We start from the raw sequence: 19254 nt of genomic DNA, 5'->3' as shown, positions 1-19254 counted from the left end.
GTGAGAAAACAGCTGTTTTTGTTGGCGACAGCCACCTTATTGCTTAGTGGCTGTGGAGCCGTAAAAGAGACGGCGGACAACGATCCAGGTGATCCGAAAAAGCTAATATTGGCGACGCAACTAGATGCGAATAGCCCATACGCAGTCGGTTTTCAAGCGTTTAAAGAAGCAGTTGAGGAAAAGACGGGAGGCGCTGTGACTGCAGAACTTCATACGAATGGCTCGCTAGGCGGCAATGAGGATATGCTGTTGCAAAGCATTGCCACAGGCGGGGTTGATATGGCTGTAATTTCGCCTGGGTTTATGACACAAGTATTGCGTGAAGTCGACTTATTTTCGCTGCCGTATTTGTTCACGAGCTATGAACATTGGGAGCGCGTTGTTGACGGCGAGATTGGCGTAGAAATGAGCGAGTTGATTGAAAGGGACACAAACTTGCAAGTGCTCGGCTATTGGACAGCGGGAGTACGACAATACTATGGGCCAGCACCACTTGCTCATATAGACGATTTGCGCAATGTTAGCATTCGAACGCAAGACTCGCCTGCAATCCAGGATAGTTGGACAGCATTAGGGGCACTGCCGACAAGTGTGGCCTGGGATGAGATGTACCAAGCATTGCAAAACCGGGTTGTCGATGCCTCGGAAAATGATTTTACAAATATTTATCAATCGAGCCATCATGAAGTGACGCCTTACTTGACGTTAACGAACCATGATTATACGACACGTTTCTTTTTAACATCGGACATTGTAATGGAGCGCTTCTCTAAAGAAGAGCAACAGGCGATCTATGAAGCGGCAGAGGAAGCGACTGTTGCTGCCCGCCACGCAGATAAGGAACTGGCAAAACAGTCCCTTGAGCGGCTGGAGGAGGAGGGGGCAATTGTCCAGGAAATCGACACCGACCCATTGATTGAACAGACAGAAGAAGTAAGAGAGAAAGCAGCAGCGCAATTAGGCGCGACCGAACTTTATGAAAGAATCCGCTCCTTGGCGGATTAGAAGGAGGGCGCAAATCATGAAGGCGTTTTTAAATAGTCTAGAATGGGTGCTGATGCGTGCTGCGGCGGTGTTCTTTGTCGGCTTTGTCGTGTGCATATTTTTACAGCTGCTATCGCGTTACGTACCGGGGATCACGATTTTATGGGCAGCGGAAATTGCTACATATGCATTTATTTGGACGGTATTTTTAGGTGCTGCTGTCATGGTCCGCCATCAAGAACATTTTAAAATTGATTATTTGTATGAAAAACTTGCCGGCTTGCCGTTGCTTTTAACCAAATTGGTCAGCCACGTGTTGATTGGTGCTTTCGGTGCTGCTATGGTCGTTTACGGCTCTAAGCTGACGCACTTGTTTTGGGAGTGGACAGTAAACACGCTGCCGGAGCTACAGCAAGGATACTTGTGGCTTGTCCTTCCTGTATCTGGATTTGCGATGTTGGCCTTTGCCATTGGCAATGCTGTGGAAGACATTGGCGCCCATTCTTTAAAAAAGGAAAGTGATGCGGCATGATCGGCCTCTTTTTAGTGCTGTTGTTTATTGTGCTCTTGTTTTTAGGGGTACCCATTGCGTTTACGCTTGGGATTGTCGCTTTTGTAGGCATCTGGCTTCTCGATGTCATGCCGTTGCAAATTGTTGTACAGACGATGTTTGCTGGTGTGGAATCGTTTATTCTACTGGCAGTGCCTCTCTTTATTTTAGCGGCAAACATTATGAACCAAGGGCAAATTTCAGAGCGTTTAATCCAATTGGCGGTTTCAATGGTCGGCCACATTCGCGGCGGTCTCGCTCAAGCTAATATTGTGGTGTCGATGTTTTTTGGCGGCATCTCTGGTTCTGCACAGGCAGACACAGCTGGCATCGGAAAAATTTTGATTCCAAGCATGATGAAGGAAGGCTATAGCAAGTCAACCGCCGTCGGTACAACAGCGGCATCTTCCACAATGGGCTTGCTGATTCCGCCAAGCATCCCAATGGTCGTGTATGGCAGTGTGACAAGTGTTTCTGTCGGGCAAATGTTTATCGGCGGCATTATTCCTGGCCTTTTAATGGGCGTGGCGATGATGGCTCTTGTTGCCTTCGTTTCTCATAGGCAAAACTATCCCCGCCATGAGCGTGTTAAACTGGCTGAAATTGGCCGGCAATTTCTAAAGTGCGTGCCGCCTTTATTGACGCCTTTGATTATTTTAGGGGGAATCGTCGGTGGGTTTGTTACGCCGACAGAAGCGGCCATTATTGCCTGCTTGTATGCGCTCATTTTAGCGATGTTCGTCTACAAAACCATTAAATGGAAGGACATGCCGGAAATTATATTTGATACGATCCGTCTAAGTTCTCTTACGCTGTTTGCGTTGGCGACAGCAAGCGCTCTTGGGCGGTTATTTAGCTACTACCGTGTACCTGATGCGATTGCCGGATTTTTTGATTCGACATTTTCAAGTGCCAGCCTGTTCTTGCTTGCGGTCATTTTATTGTTTCTCTTTGTCGGCATGTTTTTAGATGCCATTCCAGCAATGATTTTGTTTGTGCCAATCGTCCTTCCAGCGTCACAAACACTTGGCATCGATCCGATTCATTTTGGGATTGTCATCGTGATGTGCTTGGCCGTTGGCATGATTACGCCGCCTTATGGCCTATGTATGCTGTTGGCAAGTTCAATAGCGAAATTGTCTGTTAGCCGTTCAGTAGTTGCTTTATTGCCTTATGTAGCGGTCATCCTTGTGGCGATTTTAATTGTTGCGTTTGTGCCGGCTGTGGCGTTATGGCTGCCAAGTTTTTTAAATGAATACTAGGAGGAAGAACAAATGGACTCATTTAAAGAGACGGCCCAAGCATGCGTAGAGGAAATAAGTACGGTTATTTCCTGCACAAAGGAAGAAGAGCTGGCGGCGATTGCCCAAGGGTTTAAACACGCACGGCGCATCTTTATTAGCGGCGACGGCCGGTCTGGCCTAATGGGCAAAGCAATTGCTATGCGTTTAATGCATGGAGGCTACGAGGTGTACGTCGTCGGCGAAACGATTACACCAAGCATTGGTGAAGGCGATGTCCTGCTTCTCGTTTCTGGCTCGGCCTCAGGAGTCGCAGCTAGGCAGGTTATAAAAAAAGCAAAGCAAGCTGGCGCCAAGGTGATGCTTGTAACTGCAAACCGGGAAACAGAATTCGGCGATCTTTGCGAAACATGTTTGTTTGTACCGGCAGCAACAAAACAGCGAAAGCCCGACGAACCAAAAACGATTCAGCCTTTAGGTAACCAATTTGACCAAAGCATCCATCTGTTATTAGATGCCATTGTTGTTAAGCTGACAAAAGAAAAACAGGCAGAAATGAAAGCGCGTCACGCCAATTTGGAATAGGAGGGAGCGTCTTATTTGGATCAGCTGAAAAGAATGGCGGCGGAAGCTGCAGCAGAGTATGTGAAAGATGGCATGAAGATCGGGCTAGGTTCAGGTTCAACGGTGTTTGAATTTGTCCGTGTGTTAGGAGAAAAAGCAAAAGAAGGGCTGAACATACAAGCTGTGGCGGCCTCACGGAAAACGGAAGCACTTGCTAAAGCATGTGGCATACACATCATCGATTTTCCAACAAAGGAAAAGCTAGAGGTCGCTTTTGACGGAGCTGATGAAATTGCCCCTGGCCTTATGTTATTAAAAGGGGGCGGCGGGTCGCTTTTACGAGAAAAACTGGTAGCGGCAGCAGCGAAGCGTCTCGTCGTACTTGCCGATGAAAGCAAGCTTGTAGAGGAGTTGGGCGCTTTCAAACTACCAGTCGAGATCATTCCATTTGGGTGGGAAACAACAGCCCTGCGGATTGAAGCGCTAGGCGGTGTAGCGAGTTTGCGGCAAACGGGCCAAAGCCCATTTGTTTCAGATAACCATAATTGGATACTTGACTGTGATTTTGGCAACATTCGCGATCCTTATAGCTTGCATGAAAAGGTGAAAAAACTTGTCGGCGTCGTAGAAACAGGCCTATTTTTGGACATGGCTTGCGAAGCCATTGTAGCAAGCAAAAACGGTATCCATCATATAACAAAAGGAGACGAATTCAATGTTTGATGTCATTACACTAGGAGATGCAATGATCTCTTTTAGCCCAAATGCGACTGGGCCACTAAAATTTGTCCACTCGTTCGAGCGCCGTGTCGGCGGAGCTGAATTAAATGTGGCAATTGGCTGTTCACGACTAGGCTTAAAAACAGGCTGGATTAGCCGGCTTGGGAAAGATGAATTTGGCCAGCATATTCAAACATTTGCCCGAGGCGAAGGGGTAGACGTCAGCGAAACGAAATTAGTCGACGGCTATGCCACATCGCTTAACTTTAAAGAAATCATGGCAAACGGAGCGGGACGCACTCTTTATTATCGCAATCCGTCGCCAACAGAGACATTAAAGCCTGAGGATTTAAACCCGAGCTATTTCCAACAAGCGAAAATTCTCCATTTAACAGGGATTTACCCAGCAGTTGCCACTGGCAATATGGCAGTGACAAAGCAAGCAATCAAGCTTGCCAAAGAAAATGGCGTAAAAGTTGCGTTTGACCCCAATATTCGCCTGCGCCTTTGGAGCAAAGAGGAAGCGCGACTTGCTCTGTACCCGCTTTTGCAAGAAGTTGACATTCTCCTCACAGGCGATGAAGAGATGGAGATTATTCTCGGAACAAGCGACCCAGCTGAGATTATCGCTGAAACGACGAAGCTTGGGATAGACTTAGTAGCAATTAAACGAGGAGAGAATGGCTCGGTCGGCAGTTATCAAGGCAAAGTCGTCGAGGCAGCACCAGTGCAGGCGGCAAAAGTCGTCGACACAGTTGGCGCTGGAGACGGCTTTGATGCTGGACTGTTGTATGGGTATCTCCAAGGTTGGCCTCTTGAACGGATGCTGGCATTTGCTAACACAATAGGTTCGATGGTCGTCAGCATTGTCGGGGACAACGAAGGCTTGCCTTATTTAGAAGAAGTGCAAGCGCAGCTCGGCGAGCTTGAACGAATTGAACGCTAGTATGGAGGAAAGGGGAATCGACATGAAGTTGCAGCTTGCGCTCGACCGCCTTGATTGGGAAACGTGTTTTGCGCTAGTAGAAGATACAAGTGACGCTATTGATATAATTGAAATAGGCACTGGCGTTATCAAAGAATACGGCATGGAAATCGTAAGGCAAATGCGCAAAGCGTTCCCCCGCCACACGTTGCTTGCTGACATGAAAATTTGCGATGCCGGGAAACACGAGGCACGACAAGCGTTTGCAGCAGGCGCCGATATCGCAACGGTCATGGCATTCGCTCCAGCTGCCACCATTGCGGAGACGCTTTCAGTAGCCAGCCAAGAAGGCAAAGAAATGATGGTTGACCTCCTAGGCGTTGACAAAACCGAGCAAGTGAAGGCATTGAAAGAACAAGGCGTTTCATTTGTCGGGCTTCATCTCGGCAAGGACGAACAGCAGCATAAACAGCTTGGACAAGGGCTGTTTCAGTTAGTCGAAGGAACTGGACTAAAAACGGCTATTGCCGGTGGTGTTACCGTTGAATCGTTGCCAGTGATTCTCCCATACCGGCCAGACGTCATCATTGTCGGCAGCGGGGTCACTAAAGCCGAAAAGCCAAAGGAAGCGGCGATGCACATCAAAAAACGAATAGCGTCATCGGGGTAACGTTCTTCTTGACGATTGGATTGGCGTTACGTGCACACAATAGCTGGATTTCTTTCTAGGATGTTAAGAGCCGCTTTACACATCGTTCCCATTGTTGAACGAGTGTAGGCGGCTTTGTTTAACAAATCAGCATGATTTGCAATGCCGATATCAGCTAACGCTTCTTGAAAATAGCCGAGTTCTGCTTGATGGCTAGTTGGGCAATCTGCAGCTAATATCAGATGGCAGCGGGCAAACGTGGCAATGATCCAAAAAATGGCCTCACGGTGGTGGCCTTCGTCAATCAGTTTTTCTGTGCCATCTACTGCCAGTGGGCGTGCTTCTAGTGAAATGTCAGAGCTAAAAAAGAAAGCTGTTTTTTTCAGCTTTACCGTCATGTCAAACGTATGGGCCAGTGCCGTTAAATGGCGCTTGGCCTGTTTGGCATCCATGTGTTGGCAACCTAATTGGTGAAGCAAATACTCATATACGTCCTCCAGTTGGTAAGACGTGAGCACATCTTTTGCCGCTAAGTAACGAAGCCGTACAGTAGGGTTGCGTAAGGCGGCGACAAGAAAAAGATGGGCGACGACACCAGTCGGGAAAAGCCAGTTCATGACAAGCTCGTGAAACGGTTTTTCAACGTGAAGTTGTTCTAGCCCTCTCTCCGATTTTGAACGGACATCGGCAAGGCGGCGCTTGACCCATTGTTCTTGGCAAAAGTGGCGTGCGACTTCCTTTTGCAAAGGCTTGAGAAACCCTTCTTGGTCAACAATAATCGTGTCGTTCTGAAAGGCATGGGCGATATGGTAGTGTGACAAAACGGCTTCAACCGATGACAGCGCCTTTTCAGGAATAAAAGAAACTTCTAGTAAAACGCCTTTATAGCGAAATTTGCCGATTTTTAAAGGAGGCTCCTCAAAAGACGTGACGACCATGATGTCTAAATCTGAGTGAGGCGCCAAGTACGAATTATCTGCCTGTTCAGCGGCGGAACCACTAAAATAAGCTCCTTTGAACCACTTTTTTCCCTCGGCATACGTCCATACCCATTCATGAGCAATTTCCTTGGCTTTCCATACCTTCATCAAGCATTCCTCCCTTTCTGACTGCTAGGCTTCGCGAGAAAGTCATTTTTTCCTCTATGAGAGTTAAAACATACTCTCCCCGGCGGCATGTAAGTTGTTGTTTGCGACAGTCACACATTCTATATGCCTCTTCATTTGCCTCCCTTTATTTTTAAAATAGAATAACATCTTAATGATAATTATTATCATAAGAAAATCTTTATAATTATATGCTATACTTAGTTTGTAACGAATATAAAGCTGTTTTTAAGGACTTAAATGAAATAGAGAAAACGATATTAATTCTCAATTAGTTAAAATAATTGAAAAGAGAGGGGATTACAATGGCTGCCACTACAGAGAGACTTGTGATCAACAACCGGAGGAACCGGTTTGGGAAATGGAAGGACCATGCTGAACTACTTGCAGCACTTGTATCAGGTGTGCTGATTGTTGTTGGCTGGCTCCTTGAGAGCTACGGTCTGGCCGCTGCTGCTATTCCTGTATATTGCGGCGCTTTTATGATCGGCGGTTATGCAAAGGCAAGGGAAGGCATGGAAGAGACGTTTAAACACAAACAATTGAACGTGGAAATGTTGATGGTATTCGCAGCGGTTGGCGCAGCTATAATCGGTTACTGGGCAGAAGGAGCGATCTTGATTTTTATTTTTGCTTTAAGCGGTGCTCTAGAGACATATACAATGGACAAAAGCCATAAAGAAATTTCGGCGTTGATGAAATTGCAGCCAGAGGAAGCTGTCCTGCTTGAAAGCGGCCAAGAAACGATTGTGCCAGCCGCGAAGTTGCGAATTGGCGATTCGATTTTAATTCGGCCAGGGGAACGTGTACCAGCGGACGGAAACATCATAGAAGGAATGACTGCTTTAAATGAAGCGGCTATTACAGGGGAAGCAATCCCTGTTACGAAAGCAGTCGGGCAAGAGGTGTTTGCTGGAACATTGAATGTGCAAGGCTCGGTGGTCGTAATGATAACCAAACCGATGGAAGAAACAATGGTTCAAAAAATTATTCGCATGGTACAGACGGCGAAAGAAGAAAAATCGCCTTCGCAACTATTTATTGAGCGCTTTGAAGGCCTCTATGTGAAAGTGGTGTTAATCGCAGTGGCGCTTGTGGCGCTGTTGCCACCCTTGCTATTTGACTGGACTTGGCTGAATGCATGGTATCGAGCAATGATTTTGCTTGTGGTTGCCTCGCCTTGTGCGCTCGTCGCTTCTATTATGCCAGCGGTTTTATCGGCGATTTCGGCTAATGCGAAACGGGGCATTTTGTTTAAAGGCGGTGTCCATGTGGAGCATGCCGGCAAAATCAAAGCAATTGCATTTGATAAAACAGGAACGTTGACAAAAGGGAAACCAGAAGTATGTGATTTTATTTTACGAGAAGGCGCTAATAAAGATGATGTCCTCCTTCATGCGGTTTCAATCGAGCACCATTCTACCCACCCGTTGGCAGAAGCAATTGTTGCTTATGCGAAGGAAAAGGGCAGTACGAGGCTGTTAAATCCTATCCAAGTGCAAGATACGCCTGGAGTTGGCGTGAAAGGCCGATTTGATGATGGAGAATGGCGGGTAGGCCAGGCTGCATTTGTAGGCGAACAGGAAGCAGAACATTTTCAAAATGGCGTAGCGAAGAAGCTAGCGGCTGAAGGAAAAACGGTTGTGTTCATTCAAGACACTAACGGCATTGTCGGTGTGCTGGCGCTCAGGGATGAAATCCGCCCAGAAACGCTTGCTGCCATGAAAGCATTACAAAAACAGGGAATTCAACTTGTGATGTTGACAGGTGATGGAGAGGAAACGGCGCAGGCAATTGCAGAACAAAGCGGGGTGGACCGTTATGTGTCCCGTTGTATGCCAGACAAGAAAGCGGAGGAAATTAAACGTATACGTCAAGAAATAGGAACTGTTGCTATGGTAGGGGACGGCATTAACGATGCCCCTGCTTTAGCAGCGGCTGATTTAGGAGTCGCGATGGGCGGCGGCAGCGATGTAGCGTTAGAAACAGCTGATATGGTCTTAATGAAGAATGAATTGCCCAACATCGCTGACGCCATCAAACGGTCAAAAAAAATGAACCGTATTGTGAAGCAAAACATTGTTTTTTCGATTGCCGTTGTCCTTTTGCTCGTGCTTTCCAACTTTATGCAAGTGTTGGATTTGCCACTCGGTGTCATCGGCCACGAAGGAAGTACGATTTTAGTTATTTTAAATGGGCTTCGTTTGCTAAACGGGTAAAGGCGGCTGAGTTTTAAGCTGAAAAGAAGGGGTCGTATTGGGAGGGAAAAGCCGGTTCGCATAGAGAACCGGCTTTTGTGATGACGATGTACGCATCCAAACGTTGCACAATTTGTGCCCGTAAAGTTGTGATGAAAGCGCATACTTTTTAGGTTGCAACGATGATAGAATGGACGTTGAAAGGAGGGGCTGCATTGACACTTAATGGTCGAAGCCAGCAAATACTCAATGAAATCGCAAGCAATCGCCGAGTCACAAGCGCAACGATCGCCAAGAAATACGGACTTACCCGCAGGCAGATCAGCTACGCGATTGAAAAAATCAATGAGTGGCTGCAAAGGGAGCATATCCCTGAAATCGAGCGGACAAGGCAAGGCCATTTTATTGTTGATCAATCCGTTTTTTCAAAGATTACGGGGAAACAAGATTGCCTGCTTTCAGATGGACAAGGGTTTTTAACCGAGGAGCAGCGCGTCCACTTTATTTTATTAATGCTGTTAGCAAAAAAGGAAGAGCTGTCACTGCTCCATTTTCATTCCCAGTTAGGTTACAGCAAAAACACCATTTTAAATGACTTGAAAAAAGTGCAGGAGTTTGTAACGCCATTCCAATTGGTGGTTCGCTATTCGCGGAAATACGGTTACTTGTTGGAAGGCAAAGAACTGCAAATCCGCAAATTGCTGATTCACTTAACGGAAGTGGTCGTGCAAACACAGACAGGCAGACGGCAACTTGAAATCGGTACAGACATTGGAAAACATGAAATCAGCGAAGTCCATGCCTGCATTGAAAAAGTCGAACAGAAGCTAGGCATCCAATTTACAGATGAAAAACTGATGGCAATGCCTTATATTTTAACGCTCGTTTTAAAGCGAATTAGCATCGGACATGTGTTGCCGCCGTTTCCAATCGAATACGATGAACTCTCAGATACGAAAGAGTACCAGGCTACAGAGGAAATTTTCCGCCATCTAAAAGTCGTGCCAAAGCAGGAGCGGCTATTTATAACGCTTTACTTGCTGACGACAAGCCGTTATTGGACTGAATGGGTAAATGCGGAAGAGGAGCTGCCTGATTTAATGCCAGCATTGGCCGATGTGTTAAGGCTATTTGAAAAGAGCGCCTGTATTTATTTGCAGGAACGGGACTTGCTGTTGAAAAAGTTGATTCAGCATATTAAGCCCGCGTACTACCGCATGAAATATGAGTTGACAGCCGTCGAAGCCGCCAAACCAATCCTGCCTGACGAATATAAGGAATTGCACCATCTAGTCAAGCGTAGCCTTGGGCCGTTGGAACGGCAATTAGGGAAGCGGATGCCAGAGGCAGAGAAAATGTATGTGACGATGTTAATCGGCTCCTGGATGATGAGGCAAGGGGAGAGCATTAATAAAAAAATAAAAGCGATCGTTGTCTGTCCGCAAGGTGTTTCGGTGTCTGGCTTTATGTTAAAGGAGTTAAGCGAGCTTTTTCCTGAGTTTGTATTTTTGGATTCTTTATCGGTTCGTGAATTCCAAACGTGTGATTTGGCGTTTGATCTGGTGTTCTCGCAAACGCCTCTTGAAACAAACAAAAGGCTTTATATGACTAGCTCATTGTTAAGGAAAGAAGACAGGGCAAGACTACGGCGCCAAGTAATGGAGGACGTTTACGGCTATGCACCTGTTGAGTTCAATGTCAACGCAGTGATTGAGATTGTCCGAAACCATGCCTTGATTACAGATGAAAGCGGGCTGCAAAAACAATTGCAGCAATATTTCTTTCCTAATCGTGAAGAGCGAATGCCTGATGGCAAGGCAGAGGAAAAGCAGAATCTCCAATCGTTCATCAAACCAGATTCGATCACGTTTGCCCCTGAAGCCCCTTCATGGGAAGAGGCGTTGTCTTTAGCTGCCCAACCTTTGCTCGATCAAGGGAAAATTGAACAGAGATATGTGGAGGCGCTAATGTCAAATAAAGAACGGGACCCATACATCATTATTGGCCCCCACATCGCCATTCCCCATGCTTCCCCTGAGGAAGGCGCAATTGAGGCAGGGATGAGCTTACTGCATTTGCGAAAACCAGTTCTTTTTTCAGACGGTGAGTGGGTTCATGTCATGGTTGTGATTGCAGCCATTGATAAGCACCAACATATCCGAGCATTAAGGCAGTTGATTAAGCTTGCTGGTTCAAAAGAAGCGCGAGAGCGGCTGATCGCAGCAAAAACAGAGACAGAAATAATGGAGCTCGTATCTTTTTATTCAAAGGATTAGGAGAATAAGCAAATGGAGGTCACCATGCTAGTCGATGAGAGTACCATTTTAATCAATGTGCATGCGAAACATAAAGAAGAGGTTCTACAGCTCATGTCGGACAACCTCGTCGCCCACGGATTTGTAAACAAAAGTTTCACCGGCGCGGTGATAGCGAGAGAGCATGAGTTTCCCACAGGTTTGCCGATGGATGGGATGGCAGTAGCCATTCCCCATACGGATATTGAACATGTGCGCCAAAAGACGATTAGCATTGCCCAGTTAAACGAACCTGTAGAATTTGGCGTAATGGGCGGAACGGCTTCAGAAAGAGTAGCCGTGAAACTTGTCTTTATGTTGGCAATGGAAGAAGCCCATTCCCAGTTAACGATTTTGCAGCAACTGATGAAGTTATTTCAAAACAACAAAGCAATGACACAATTAGCGTATGCAACATCGAAACGAGAAATCAAAACGGTCGTTCTTGATCATTTAGGAACAGAAGCTAAAGGAGGAAGATGTTGATGAAAACAAAAAAAGTTCTAGTTGCTTGTGGTGCAGGAATTGCGACATCGACAGTGGTAAATAGCGCGATTGAAGAAATGGCAAAAGAGAACGGCTTAAAGGTCAACTTAGTGCAGATCAAGATTTCGGAAGTAGGCAGCCATAAGGATACTGCTGACTTGCTAGTAACAACAGCGATGACGCAAGCAGATTTTCCTTTCCCTGTGATCAATGCCCGCTCTTTTTTAACAGGCATCGGCACGGAGCAAACAAAAAAAGAAATTTTAGAAGCGCTTAAAGCTTAAGCGAAACTGAGTGTTTTCAAAAGAGGAGGAACGTCATGGATGGGTTTGTCAACTTTATTCAAGGGTTCTTAGATTTAGGCGCGACCGTTATTTTGCCCGTTGCTATCTTTTTATTAGGGTTGTTGTTTGGGCAAAAACCAGGTAAAGCGTTTCGGTCTGGATTAACGATTGGCATTGCCTTCGTCGGCATTTTTCTAGTCGTCGACTTGCTCGTCAACAATCTAGGGCCGGCTGCACAAGGGATGGTTGACCGGCTAGGTGTGGAACTGAATGTCATTGATGTAGGCTGGCCGGCATCTTCATCGATTGCTTGGGCTTCCATGGTGGCTGCTTTTATTATTCCGTTAGGTCTTTTGGTCAATGTGCTTATGCTTGTGACAAAAACGACAAAGACAATGAACGTCGATATATGGAATTTCTGGCACTATACGTTTACAGCAGCCATGGTATATGTGGCAACGTCCAATTTGTTTTTGTCTTTGCTGGCAGCCGTGATTTTTCAAGTTATCTGTTTAAAGATTGCCGATTGGACGGCGCCGATGGTGAGCGAATTTTATGACTTGCCTGGGGTCTCCATTGCCACAGGTAGCACGATTTCCTATGCACCAGGCATCTTTTTAGTAAAAGGGCTGCAAAAGCTCCCAGGCGTCAATAAATGGAACGCTGACCCAGCGACAATTGAAAAACGGTTTGGCATTTTAGGAGAATCGATGTTCATAGGCTTAGTTCTCGGTGCTGCCATTGGCTTGCTTGCTGGCTATGGCATTGGCGATGTGATTGATATTGGCATTGCTATGGCTGCAGTAATGGTGCTAATGCCGCGAATGGTTAAAATTTTAATGGAAGGGCTCTTGCCGATATCGGAATCGGCCCGCGAATGGCTGAATAAACGTTTTGGCGACCGGGAAATTTATATCGGTCTTGACGCAGCCGTCGCACTCGGGCATCCGTCTGTTATTTCAACTGCTCTTATTTTAGTGCCCATTACAGTCGCTTTAGCAATCATTCTTCCTGGCAATGCGCTTTTGCCTTTTGGCGATTTGGCTACAATTCCGTTTATTGTTGCGTTTATTGTTGGCGCTGCACGGGGCAATATCGTCCATTCAGTCATCGTAGGAACGATTATGATTGCGATTTCGCTTTATCTGGCCACAGATGTTGCCCCATTATTTACGCAAATGGCAATGGAAGGGAACTTTACAATGCCGGAAGATTCGGCACAAATATCAAGCATTGACCAAGGAGGCAACCTGATTAACTGGATAATCATTCGTTTATTCGGTATATTCAATTAATTTTACGAAAAGTAGGAGGGCTAGAATTGAAAGCATTAGTGAAAACAGCACCTGGATTTGGACATGTTGAACTCCAAAACAAGCCCGAACCTGCTCCAGGGGAAAAGCAAGTCAAAATTAAAGTCAAATATGCGGGCATTTGTGGGTCCGATATCCATACGTATGAAGGCCATTATAAAGTGGCCTTCCCGGTAACACTTGGCCATGAATTTGCAGGAGAAATTGTTGAAGTCGGGCCTGGCGTTCAGTCTTTTAAAGTAGGGGATCGGGTCACCTCTGAAACCACTTTCTCCATTTGTGGGCAATGTCCCTATTGCCAAACGAAAGACTACAACCTTTGCAGCGAGCGCAAAGGGCTTGGTACCCAGCAAGATGGCGGGTTCGCTGAGTATGTACTTGCCCGGGAAGAGAGTTTGCATCTTTTGCCAGACAATGTTGATTTTCGTTCAGCAGCGATGACAGAACCGTTAGCCTGCACGCACCATGCGCTAGCGAAAACAACAATCAACGCAGGCGATTTGTGTGTTGTCATTGGTCCTGGTCCGATTGGCTTGCTCGCTGCCCAAGCCGCGAAAAGCAAAGGTGCAAAAGTCATGATAACCGGCCTCAATCATGACAAGGTTCGCCTTGAGAAGGCGCGTGCCCTTGGGATTGATTATGTTGTCAATGGCGAAGAAACGGATGTCGGCGAAGTCGTAAATGAACTGACAAACGGCTACGGAGCCGATGTGGTGCTTGAATGTTCAGGCGCCGTAAAAGCAGCCAATCAAGGGCTAAAGTTATTGCGGAAAAAGGGGCAGTATAGCCAAGTCGGCATTTTTGCTGCATCAGAAATTCCCTTTGACCTCGAAACAATTATTCAGAAAGAAATACACGTCATTGGCAGCAGAAGTCAGAAGCCAGCTGATTGGGAACCTTCTCTGATGCTATTAAAAACAGGCAATGTCAACGCTCGTGATCTGGTCACCCATGAATACGAGCTTCATCAATGGGAGGAAGCTTATCAAGCGATAAAAAGCGGAGAAGCGATAAAAGTGCTTTTAAAACCAGAGTAAAGCAGAACTGCAACGGAGGGACAGAATGGTTGAACATTTGCTAGATTTTATGCTTGGACCGCTTAGAGGACTGGGGCGCTTTTACTTTGAACACCAACTCATCTTTAATACGCTTATTGTGGCTGTAGCGTTCGCTAACATCATCCGTCATAGAAAAAAGCCACAGCATAACGAGTAAAGCGATTTAGGAGGAAAGCGAGTGGAGGCTTTAAATTTATATGGTGCTGGCGACATCCGTTTTGAGCAATCGCCAAAGCCAACGATCATGAATGACAATGAAGTCATCGTCCGTGTAGAAACGGCAGGGATTTGCGGATCAGACTTATCCCGTTATAAAAAACTAGGGCCTTATATTCCCGGGACGACGTTTGGCCATGAATGTTCAGGTACGATTGAGGAAGTAGGCAGCAATGTCAGCCATTTAAAGGAGGGAATGCGAGTCGCCGTATGCCCTGCTCTCCCATGCGGCGACTGCACCCAATGTCGGCAAGGGGCTTATTCACGGTGCCCGTCGCTAACCGTTATCGGAGCTGTCCAGCCAGGGGCGTTTGCAGAATATGTGAAGTTGCCTGCTGAAAATGTCCTCCCATTGCCGAATGAAATTGATGCTGATACGGCAGCGTTCATTGAGCCGGCTGCTGTTGTGGCACACGGTTTTTACAAGACGGCGATTGAACCAGGAGCAGATGTGGCCATTATCGGCTGCGGAAGCATCGGCTTGCTTGCCATTCAATGGGCAAAATTGTTTGGTGCCAGATATGTATACGCAATTGATATCGATGAACAAAAATTAAAAGTGGCTAAAGAACTTGGCGCCGACCAGCGAGTGAATCCACTTGATGGCCCAGTGCATGAACAAATTCACGATTTCACTGCTGGAGAAGGGGTAGATGTGGCGATTGAAGCAGCGGGGACTCCGGTTACTTCTGCCCAAGCATTAGCATTGCCGAAGAAAGGCGGAGAAGTTGTTTTTCTTGGGATTCCATACGGGGACGTGACAATCGAGCGTTTTTACTTTGAAAAAATTGTACGGAACGAATTGCGTATCCATGGTTCTTGGAATGGGTTGTCCGCCCCATTTCCGGGCAAAGAATGGAAAACGGCGATTCATTCTTTGCAAACAGGAGCATTGCAAGTAAAGCCACTCATTACACACCGGTTGCCTTTATCCGATGGGCCATTTGTTTTTAAGGAAATGGCCAGCGGTTCCCCAGGGTATATAAAAACGTTGCTTTATCCAGGGAAAACAGGGCAAAAAGAACGAGCCATCACTCATCTGAAATAGCGTTTGTTCGCCAAAGTATGTCAAGACGGTTCGATTTCCCAGGAAATAAAGGCGAATTTTTAGAGATAAACAGTTTTGATGATGAACGAATGTAATGGCGTTGGAGTTAAGCCCTGGCTCTTATGCCTGTTAACAATTTTTTTCTTATTTTCATGTGGGCAGTTGACAGATTGGCTTTCATATGACATGATAACGTCAAATACGAAGAAAGGAAAAGGTACCTCAGCCAATGAAGCAGTAATTCTATCTACAAACAGTAATTAAACATCCATTGAACGAGCGTTTATGTCCGCTCCATGAATATGGCGATTAATTATGTTTAGAGATGGGATTCGTCTGCTTTTTTGATAGAGGTGCACGTATACTGCGATTTTTTCTGCCCGTATAGGCAAAAGTAGGTCGACGTATGCGCACATTCCTGCGGACGGACTCTCTCTAGCATATAGAGGGGGTTTTTTTATGTTGTTAATGAAAGCAAAAGAGATTAAGAAAAGCGTTGGTGCACGGGAACTGTTGAATATTAAGGGGCTCTATCTTTATAAAGGCGACCGTGTCGGGCTTGTCGGAAACAATGGCGCAGGCAAGTCGACGCTTTTGCGCATACTGGCCGGCGAGGGAAAGGCTGATTTGGCGACTGTGGAAACGTATGGCTCAGTCGCTTATGTGCCCCAGCTAGAAAACGAAAATGAGGCAGTGGCAGGAGAGTTGGCCAGCAAATGGCATGTCCCAGATGGAAGCGTCCAAACAATGAGTGGCGGGGAACAAACACGCAAAAAAATTGCCGCTGCTTTAGCATCCGATCCGCATATTTTTATTGCCGATGAGCCAACGAGCCATTTGGATATAGACGGAATCGAACAACTGGAGAAGGAGTTAACGGCTTTTAATGGTGCAGTGCTGTTAACTTCCCATGATAAAGTATTGGTTAATAAAGTGTGTACGACCATTTGGGAACTGGAAGATGGCTGCCTCACTGTATATGAGGGAAATTACGATCATTATCTTAAGCAAAAACAGGCCAACAAGCAAAAAGCACACAAAGAATACGAAGCATATGTCCAAGAAAAGAACAGGCTGGAGCAGGCAGCCAAACAGATCCAAGCAAAGTCTGCGAAAATTAAGAAAGCACCGAGCAGGATGGGCAATTCAGAAGCACGGTTGCATAAACGGAGTTCAGGTGTTCAGAAAGCAAAGCTAAACCGCGCTGCTGAAGCAATGCGGACGAGAATCGAGCAGCTTGAAGTGAAAGAAAAGCCGAAGGAGGTTGAGCCAATTCGTTTTGATATGGCCCAATTTCCTACTCTTCATAGCAAACGAGCGGTCCAATTCCAAGGCTGCCCTGTACAAATCGGCGCCAACATTCTAAAAGCAAACGTTCATGGAGAAGTGCCGACAGGGGCTAGGTTGGCGATTATTGGACCGAACGGATCGGGAAAAACAACGCTTGCCCGGCAAATTGTTGACCGCAGCGGCGGCTTGCATGTAGCAGCCCCAGCTAAGGTCGGATTTTTTCAACAGCAGCAAGAAAACTTGCACGAAGGAAAAACCGTTTTAGAAAATATGATCGAAGACAGCCCGTATACACAAACGTTTATCCGCACAGTCTTGTCAAGGTTGGCATTTTCCAGGGACGAAGTCGATAAGAAAGCGGCTGTGTTGAGCGGCGGTGAGCGAGTAAGGGCTTCCCTTGCCAAAGTCTTCCTTTCAAATTGCAATGTCCTTGTCCTTGATGAACCAACGAACTACTTGGATATCGCGACAAAGGACTCACTGTTAGAAGTGCTGAAGGCCTACCCTGGGACCATTTGTTTTGTTACCCATGAACGAGCACTGATTGACGATCTCGCGACCCATATCCTTTCCTTCGCTGACGAGGAACCGACCGTAAAAATGGTAGCGCAAGATGGAAAAGAGCATAAACGAGACGGTGCTGAAGAGGTGAAAGCAGCGCTATTGGCAGTTGAACTGAAGCTGTCGGAAACGCTCGGCCGCCTTTCGACAGCAGTCGATGAACACGAAAAGCAGGAACTGGACCAAACCTTTCAGCAGTTGCTTGCTGAAAAAAGGCGGCTTTTGCAGTGAGGAATCACAAGTTCACTCAAAACCGCTAAAAACAGAATAAGACATTTAAACTAAAATACAGGAAAGATCGAAACTGGGTGAACCAATGAACGGTTTGCCCGGTTTTATGTAGAAAAGGACCAGTCTAACTTCAAATTAAAACGTTGATAGGGTGCTAAGGAAGATCAATGATTGAATAAGTGGATTCTACGGCTTTTCATTATATGTAGAGAGGTTGCTCTTCAACCGAAATGTAGTGGTTTTTCATCGCCGTTTCAGCTGTTCATTTTGAACAGCTGAATGTTCGCTCGTTAGTTAGCTTCAGCCAAGAGGAGTCTAGCGGATGTTTTACGGCTGGCGGGCGGCAAAAACTATGCTACAATACGTGATAAGTGCCCACGATGTTCGCTACTCGCGGTGTACTTATTTTAACTGTAAGGCGGGACAACCGATGTATTCTTTTGTGCTTCTGCTCGTATTGATCGCCGTTTTGTGGTATGCCTATCAGAAAAACAAAGAAACGTTCAAACAGCTTTCAATTGGGCAAACTGCCGGTGTTTTCGTTGCGTATGGCGCTGCGGTCGCTATCATTGTGGCTGCGCTCTATTATGTGGTGCAGCCAGTAACGGAGCCGATTGCCAATGAGCTGCTAAAGCTAGCTGCTCGCTTTGGGTTGCTCATTATTGTATTGTTTGTTTGCATGTTTTTCCTAGAAAAAGTACTTAAAAAGATTACGAATGGCGCCTTTCCACCAAAAAGGAGATAAGCTACGTTCTACACGATTCATTCGTACATCGTAGGAAGGAAGAGTCGATTCCCCTCATTAAGGGGGCTGGCTTCCAAGTCTTGAGCAACCATAGCCCTTGCCAAGCAGCAATTAGGCTATGGTTGTGGTTCGTTAGACGATTACGGCGACCGCAATTCGTCTTCTGTTACCCATTTATGGTTTTGAACTGTTTCGCCATCTGCCTCAAAATCAACCATATAAACCGTTGTCTGTTCACTCGAATCAATGACTGCCTCGGCTCCAGCCATCCCTTCCATATGATCTGCGTTTAGCACGACAGTATCGCCAGGGGCATAAGCCTCATCTTCATAACCTTCCACCTCTTCGTGTATGACCCATTTATGGTTTTCGACAGGAGCTTCCCCCGTCGTTGGCGTATACGATACAGCATAAGCCGTTGTTGTATAGGCGCCGACAATGGTCGCTTCCGTTCCTTTCATTCCTGGCATATGGTTGGCTTCCATCGTTGCTTTGCTCCCGACTGGATAGGAAGGATTGTCTGCTTCCTTTAAGCCTTTAGGTACTTCACCAGAACTTGAATGATCCCCATGGTGGTGCTCGCTGTTGTGGTCGCCTGTCTCTTCATGAGCTGGTTGTTCAGGCTCTGGGTTGTCCGAACCAGCACCGCAACCTGCCAAACTAACGGCCAGTGCAGTACTTGTTATTAGTAATCGTTTCCTCATCAAAATGCCTCCTTTTCCATTCTCTTTTCATATTATACCCTAGTGGGGTATGTAAAAAACACCCTTTTTTCAGAGAGATCCTGTTTT

The 19254-nt window shown here is 46.3% G+C and carries 19 protein-coding genes; 17 read left to right on the top strand and 2 right to left on the bottom strand.

The features are described 5' to 3' along the window. The 7 genes from V5G21_RS05380 to hxlA are packed head-to-tail and all read left to right on the top strand — an operon-like array spanning position 1 to position 5654. A complete protein-coding gene (locus tag V5G21_RS05380; protein ID WP_338465322.1) occupies positions 1-1005 on the top strand; it encodes a TRAP transporter substrate-binding protein in 1005 nt (334 codons plus the stop codon). Positions 1006-1021: 16 nt separating this feature from the next. Then, positions 1022-1516, top strand: a complete 495-nt coding sequence (locus V5G21_RS05375; RefSeq protein WP_011248195.1) for a TRAP transporter small permease — start codon at positions 1022-1024, stop codon at positions 1514-1516. Further along, positions 1513-2796, top strand: a complete 1284-nt coding sequence (locus tag V5G21_RS05370) for a TRAP transporter large permease (protein ID WP_338465321.1) — start codon at positions 1513-1515, stop codon at positions 2794-2796. Before V5G21_RS05375 ends, V5G21_RS05370 begins: the two co-directional genes overlap by 4 nt. Positions 2797-2808: 12 nt before the next feature. Next, positions 2809-3360, top strand: a complete 552-nt coding sequence (gene hxlB / locus V5G21_RS05365; protein ID WP_304527232.1) for a 6-phospho-3-hexuloisomerase — start codon at positions 2809-2811, stop codon at positions 3358-3360. A gap of 15 nt (positions 3361-3375) precedes the next feature. Further along, positions 3376-4062 (top strand): ribose-5-phosphate isomerase RpiA, encoded by a 687-nt coding sequence (gene rpiA, locus V5G21_RS05360; protein ID WP_095236608.1) that lies wholly within the window; start codon positions 3376-3378, stop codon positions 4060-4062. Beyond that, positions 4055-5005: a sugar kinase gene (locus V5G21_RS05355; protein ID WP_338465320.1), complete on the top strand. Its 951-nt coding sequence runs from the start codon at positions 4055-4057 to the stop codon at positions 5003-5005. The genes rpiA and V5G21_RS05355 overlap by 8 nt, the downstream gene beginning before the upstream one ends. A 22-nt stretch (positions 5006-5027) precedes the next feature. Beyond that, positions 5028-5654, top strand: a complete 627-nt coding sequence (gene hxlA, locus V5G21_RS05350) for a 3-hexulose-6-phosphate synthase (RefSeq protein WP_011248190.1) — start codon at positions 5028-5030, stop codon at positions 5652-5654. A gap of 26 nt (positions 5655-5680) precedes the next feature. Here the strand turns inward: hxlA and V5G21_RS05345 are convergent, their stop codons facing one another. Further along, entirely contained in the window at positions 5681-6721 is a 1041-nt protein-coding gene (locus tag V5G21_RS05345) for a hypothetical protein (protein WP_338465319.1), read from the bottom strand. Between the two features lie 323 nt (positions 6722-7044). Between V5G21_RS05345 and V5G21_RS05340 the strand changes: the two genes are divergently transcribed. The 10 genes from V5G21_RS05340 (at position 7045) to V5G21_RS05295 (ending at position 18463) form a co-directional block, all read left to right on the top strand. After that, a complete protein-coding gene (locus tag V5G21_RS05340; protein ID WP_338465318.1) occupies positions 7045-8958 on the top strand; it encodes a heavy metal translocating P-type ATPase in 1914 nt (637 codons plus the stop codon). Between the two features lie 194 nt (positions 8959-9152). After that, positions 9153-11213 (top strand): BglG family transcription antiterminator, encoded by a 2061-nt coding sequence (locus tag V5G21_RS05335; protein WP_095326423.1) that lies wholly within the window; start codon positions 9153-9155, stop codon positions 11211-11213. 12 nt (positions 11214-11225) lie between these two features. Continuing rightward, positions 11226-11717, top strand: a complete 492-nt coding sequence (locus V5G21_RS05330) for a PTS sugar transporter subunit IIA (RefSeq protein ID WP_095238959.1) — start codon at positions 11226-11228, stop codon at positions 11715-11717. Continuing rightward, a complete protein-coding gene (locus tag V5G21_RS05325; RefSeq protein WP_035203081.1) occupies positions 11717-12001 on the top strand; it encodes a PTS sugar transporter subunit IIB in 285 nt (94 codons plus the stop codon). Before V5G21_RS05330 ends, V5G21_RS05325 begins: the two co-directional genes overlap by 1 nt. A 35-nt stretch (positions 12002-12036) precedes the next feature. Further along, complete coding sequence (locus V5G21_RS05320) at positions 12037-13296, top strand: galactitol-specific PTS transporter subunit IIC (protein ID WP_338465317.1); 1260 nt, start codon at positions 12037-12039, stop codon at positions 13294-13296. A 26-nt stretch (positions 13297-13322) separates the two neighbouring features. Next, positions 13323-14351: a zinc-binding dehydrogenase gene (locus V5G21_RS05315; RefSeq protein ID WP_338465316.1), complete on the top strand. Its 1029-nt coding sequence runs from the start codon at positions 13323-13325 to the stop codon at positions 14349-14351. A 25-nt stretch (positions 14352-14376) separates the two neighbouring features. Beyond that, positions 14377-14529 carry a hypothetical protein gene (locus V5G21_RS05310; RefSeq protein WP_011248182.1) on the top strand — a complete coding sequence of 51 codons (153 nt, stop codon included), beginning with the start codon at positions 14377-14379 and terminating at the stop codon, positions 14527-14529. Between the two features lie 21 nt (positions 14530-14550). Then, a complete protein-coding gene (locus V5G21_RS05305; RefSeq protein WP_338465314.1) occupies positions 14551-15636 on the top strand; it encodes a galactitol-1-phosphate 5-dehydrogenase in 1086 nt (361 codons plus the stop codon). 459 nt (positions 15637-16095) lie between these two features. After that, positions 16096-17718 (top strand): ribosomal protection-like ABC-F family protein, encoded by a 1623-nt coding sequence (abc-f, locus tag V5G21_RS05300; RefSeq protein ID WP_338465313.1) that lies wholly within the window; start codon positions 16096-16098, stop codon positions 17716-17718. 430 nt (positions 17719-18148) lie between these two features. Further along, positions 18149-18463 (top strand): hypothetical protein, encoded by a 315-nt coding sequence (locus V5G21_RS05295; RefSeq protein ID WP_035203069.1) that lies wholly within the window; start codon positions 18149-18151, stop codon positions 18461-18463. Positions 18464-18603: 140 nt separating this feature from the next. Here the strand turns inward: V5G21_RS05295 and V5G21_RS05290 are convergent, their stop codons facing one another. Next, entirely contained in the window at positions 18604-19167 is a 564-nt protein-coding gene (locus V5G21_RS05290) for a YdhK family protein (protein ID WP_338465311.1), read from the bottom strand. Positions 19168-19254: the final 87 nt, after the last annotated feature.

The organism is Shouchella rhizosphaerae, from assembly GCF_036700015.1.
In the GTDB taxonomy this organism is placed as follows: Bacteria; Bacillota; Bacilli; order Bacillales; family Bacillaceae_D; genus Shouchella; species Shouchella rhizosphaerae.
This window is presented reverse-complemented; position numbering and strand designations above follow the sequence as displayed.

What these genes read in the sequence shown, in the direction of transcription:
- V5G21_RS05375 (WP_011248195.1), top strand. Translation starts at nt 1,022, where the DNA reads ATGAAGGCGTTTTTAAATAGTCTAGAATGGGTGCTGATGCGTGCTGCG.
- V5G21_RS05370 (WP_338465321.1), top strand. Translation starts at nt 1,513, where the DNA reads ATGATCGGCCTCTTTTTAGTGCTGTTGTTTATTGTGCTCTTGTTTTTA.
- hxlB (WP_304527232.1), top strand. Translation starts at nt 2,809, where the DNA reads ATGGACTCATTTAAAGAGACGGCCCAAGCATGCGTAGAGGAAATAAGT.
- V5G21_RS05355 (WP_338465320.1), top strand. Translation starts at nt 4,055, where the DNA reads ATGTTTGATGTCATTACACTAGGAGATGCAATGATCTCTTTTAGCCCA.
- hxlA (WP_011248190.1), top strand. Translation starts at nt 5,028, where the DNA reads ATGAAGTTGCAGCTTGCGCTCGACCGCCTTGATTGGGAAACGTGTTTT.
- V5G21_RS05345 (WP_338465319.1), bottom strand. Translation starts at nt 6,721, where the DNA reads ATGAAGGTATGGAAAGCCAAGGAAATTGCTCATGAATGGGTATGGACG.
- V5G21_RS05340 (WP_338465318.1), top strand. Translation starts at nt 7,045, where the DNA reads ATGGCTGCCACTACAGAGAGACTTGTGATCAACAACCGGAGGAACCGG.
- V5G21_RS05330 (WP_095238959.1), top strand. Translation starts at nt 11,226, where the DNA reads ATGGAGGTCACCATGCTAGTCGATGAGAGTACCATTTTAATCAATGTG.
- V5G21_RS05325 (WP_035203081.1), top strand. Translation starts at nt 11,717, where the DNA reads ATGAAAACAAAAAAAGTTCTAGTTGCTTGTGGTGCAGGAATTGCGACA.
- V5G21_RS05320 (WP_338465317.1), top strand. Translation starts at nt 12,037, where the DNA reads ATGGATGGGTTTGTCAACTTTATTCAAGGGTTCTTAGATTTAGGCGCG.
- V5G21_RS05310 (WP_011248182.1), top strand. Translation starts at nt 14,377, where the DNA reads ATGGTTGAACATTTGCTAGATTTTATGCTTGGACCGCTTAGAGGACTG.
- abc-f (WP_338465313.1), top strand. Translation starts at nt 16,096, where the DNA reads ATGTTGTTAATGAAAGCAAAAGAGATTAAGAAAAGCGTTGGTGCACGG.
- V5G21_RS05295 (WP_035203069.1), top strand. Translation starts at nt 18,149, where the DNA reads ATGTATTCTTTTGTGCTTCTGCTCGTATTGATCGCCGTTTTGTGGTAT.
- V5G21_RS05290 (WP_338465311.1), bottom strand. Translation starts at nt 19,167, where the DNA reads ATGAGGAAACGATTACTAATAACAAGTACTGCACTGGCCGTTAGTTTG.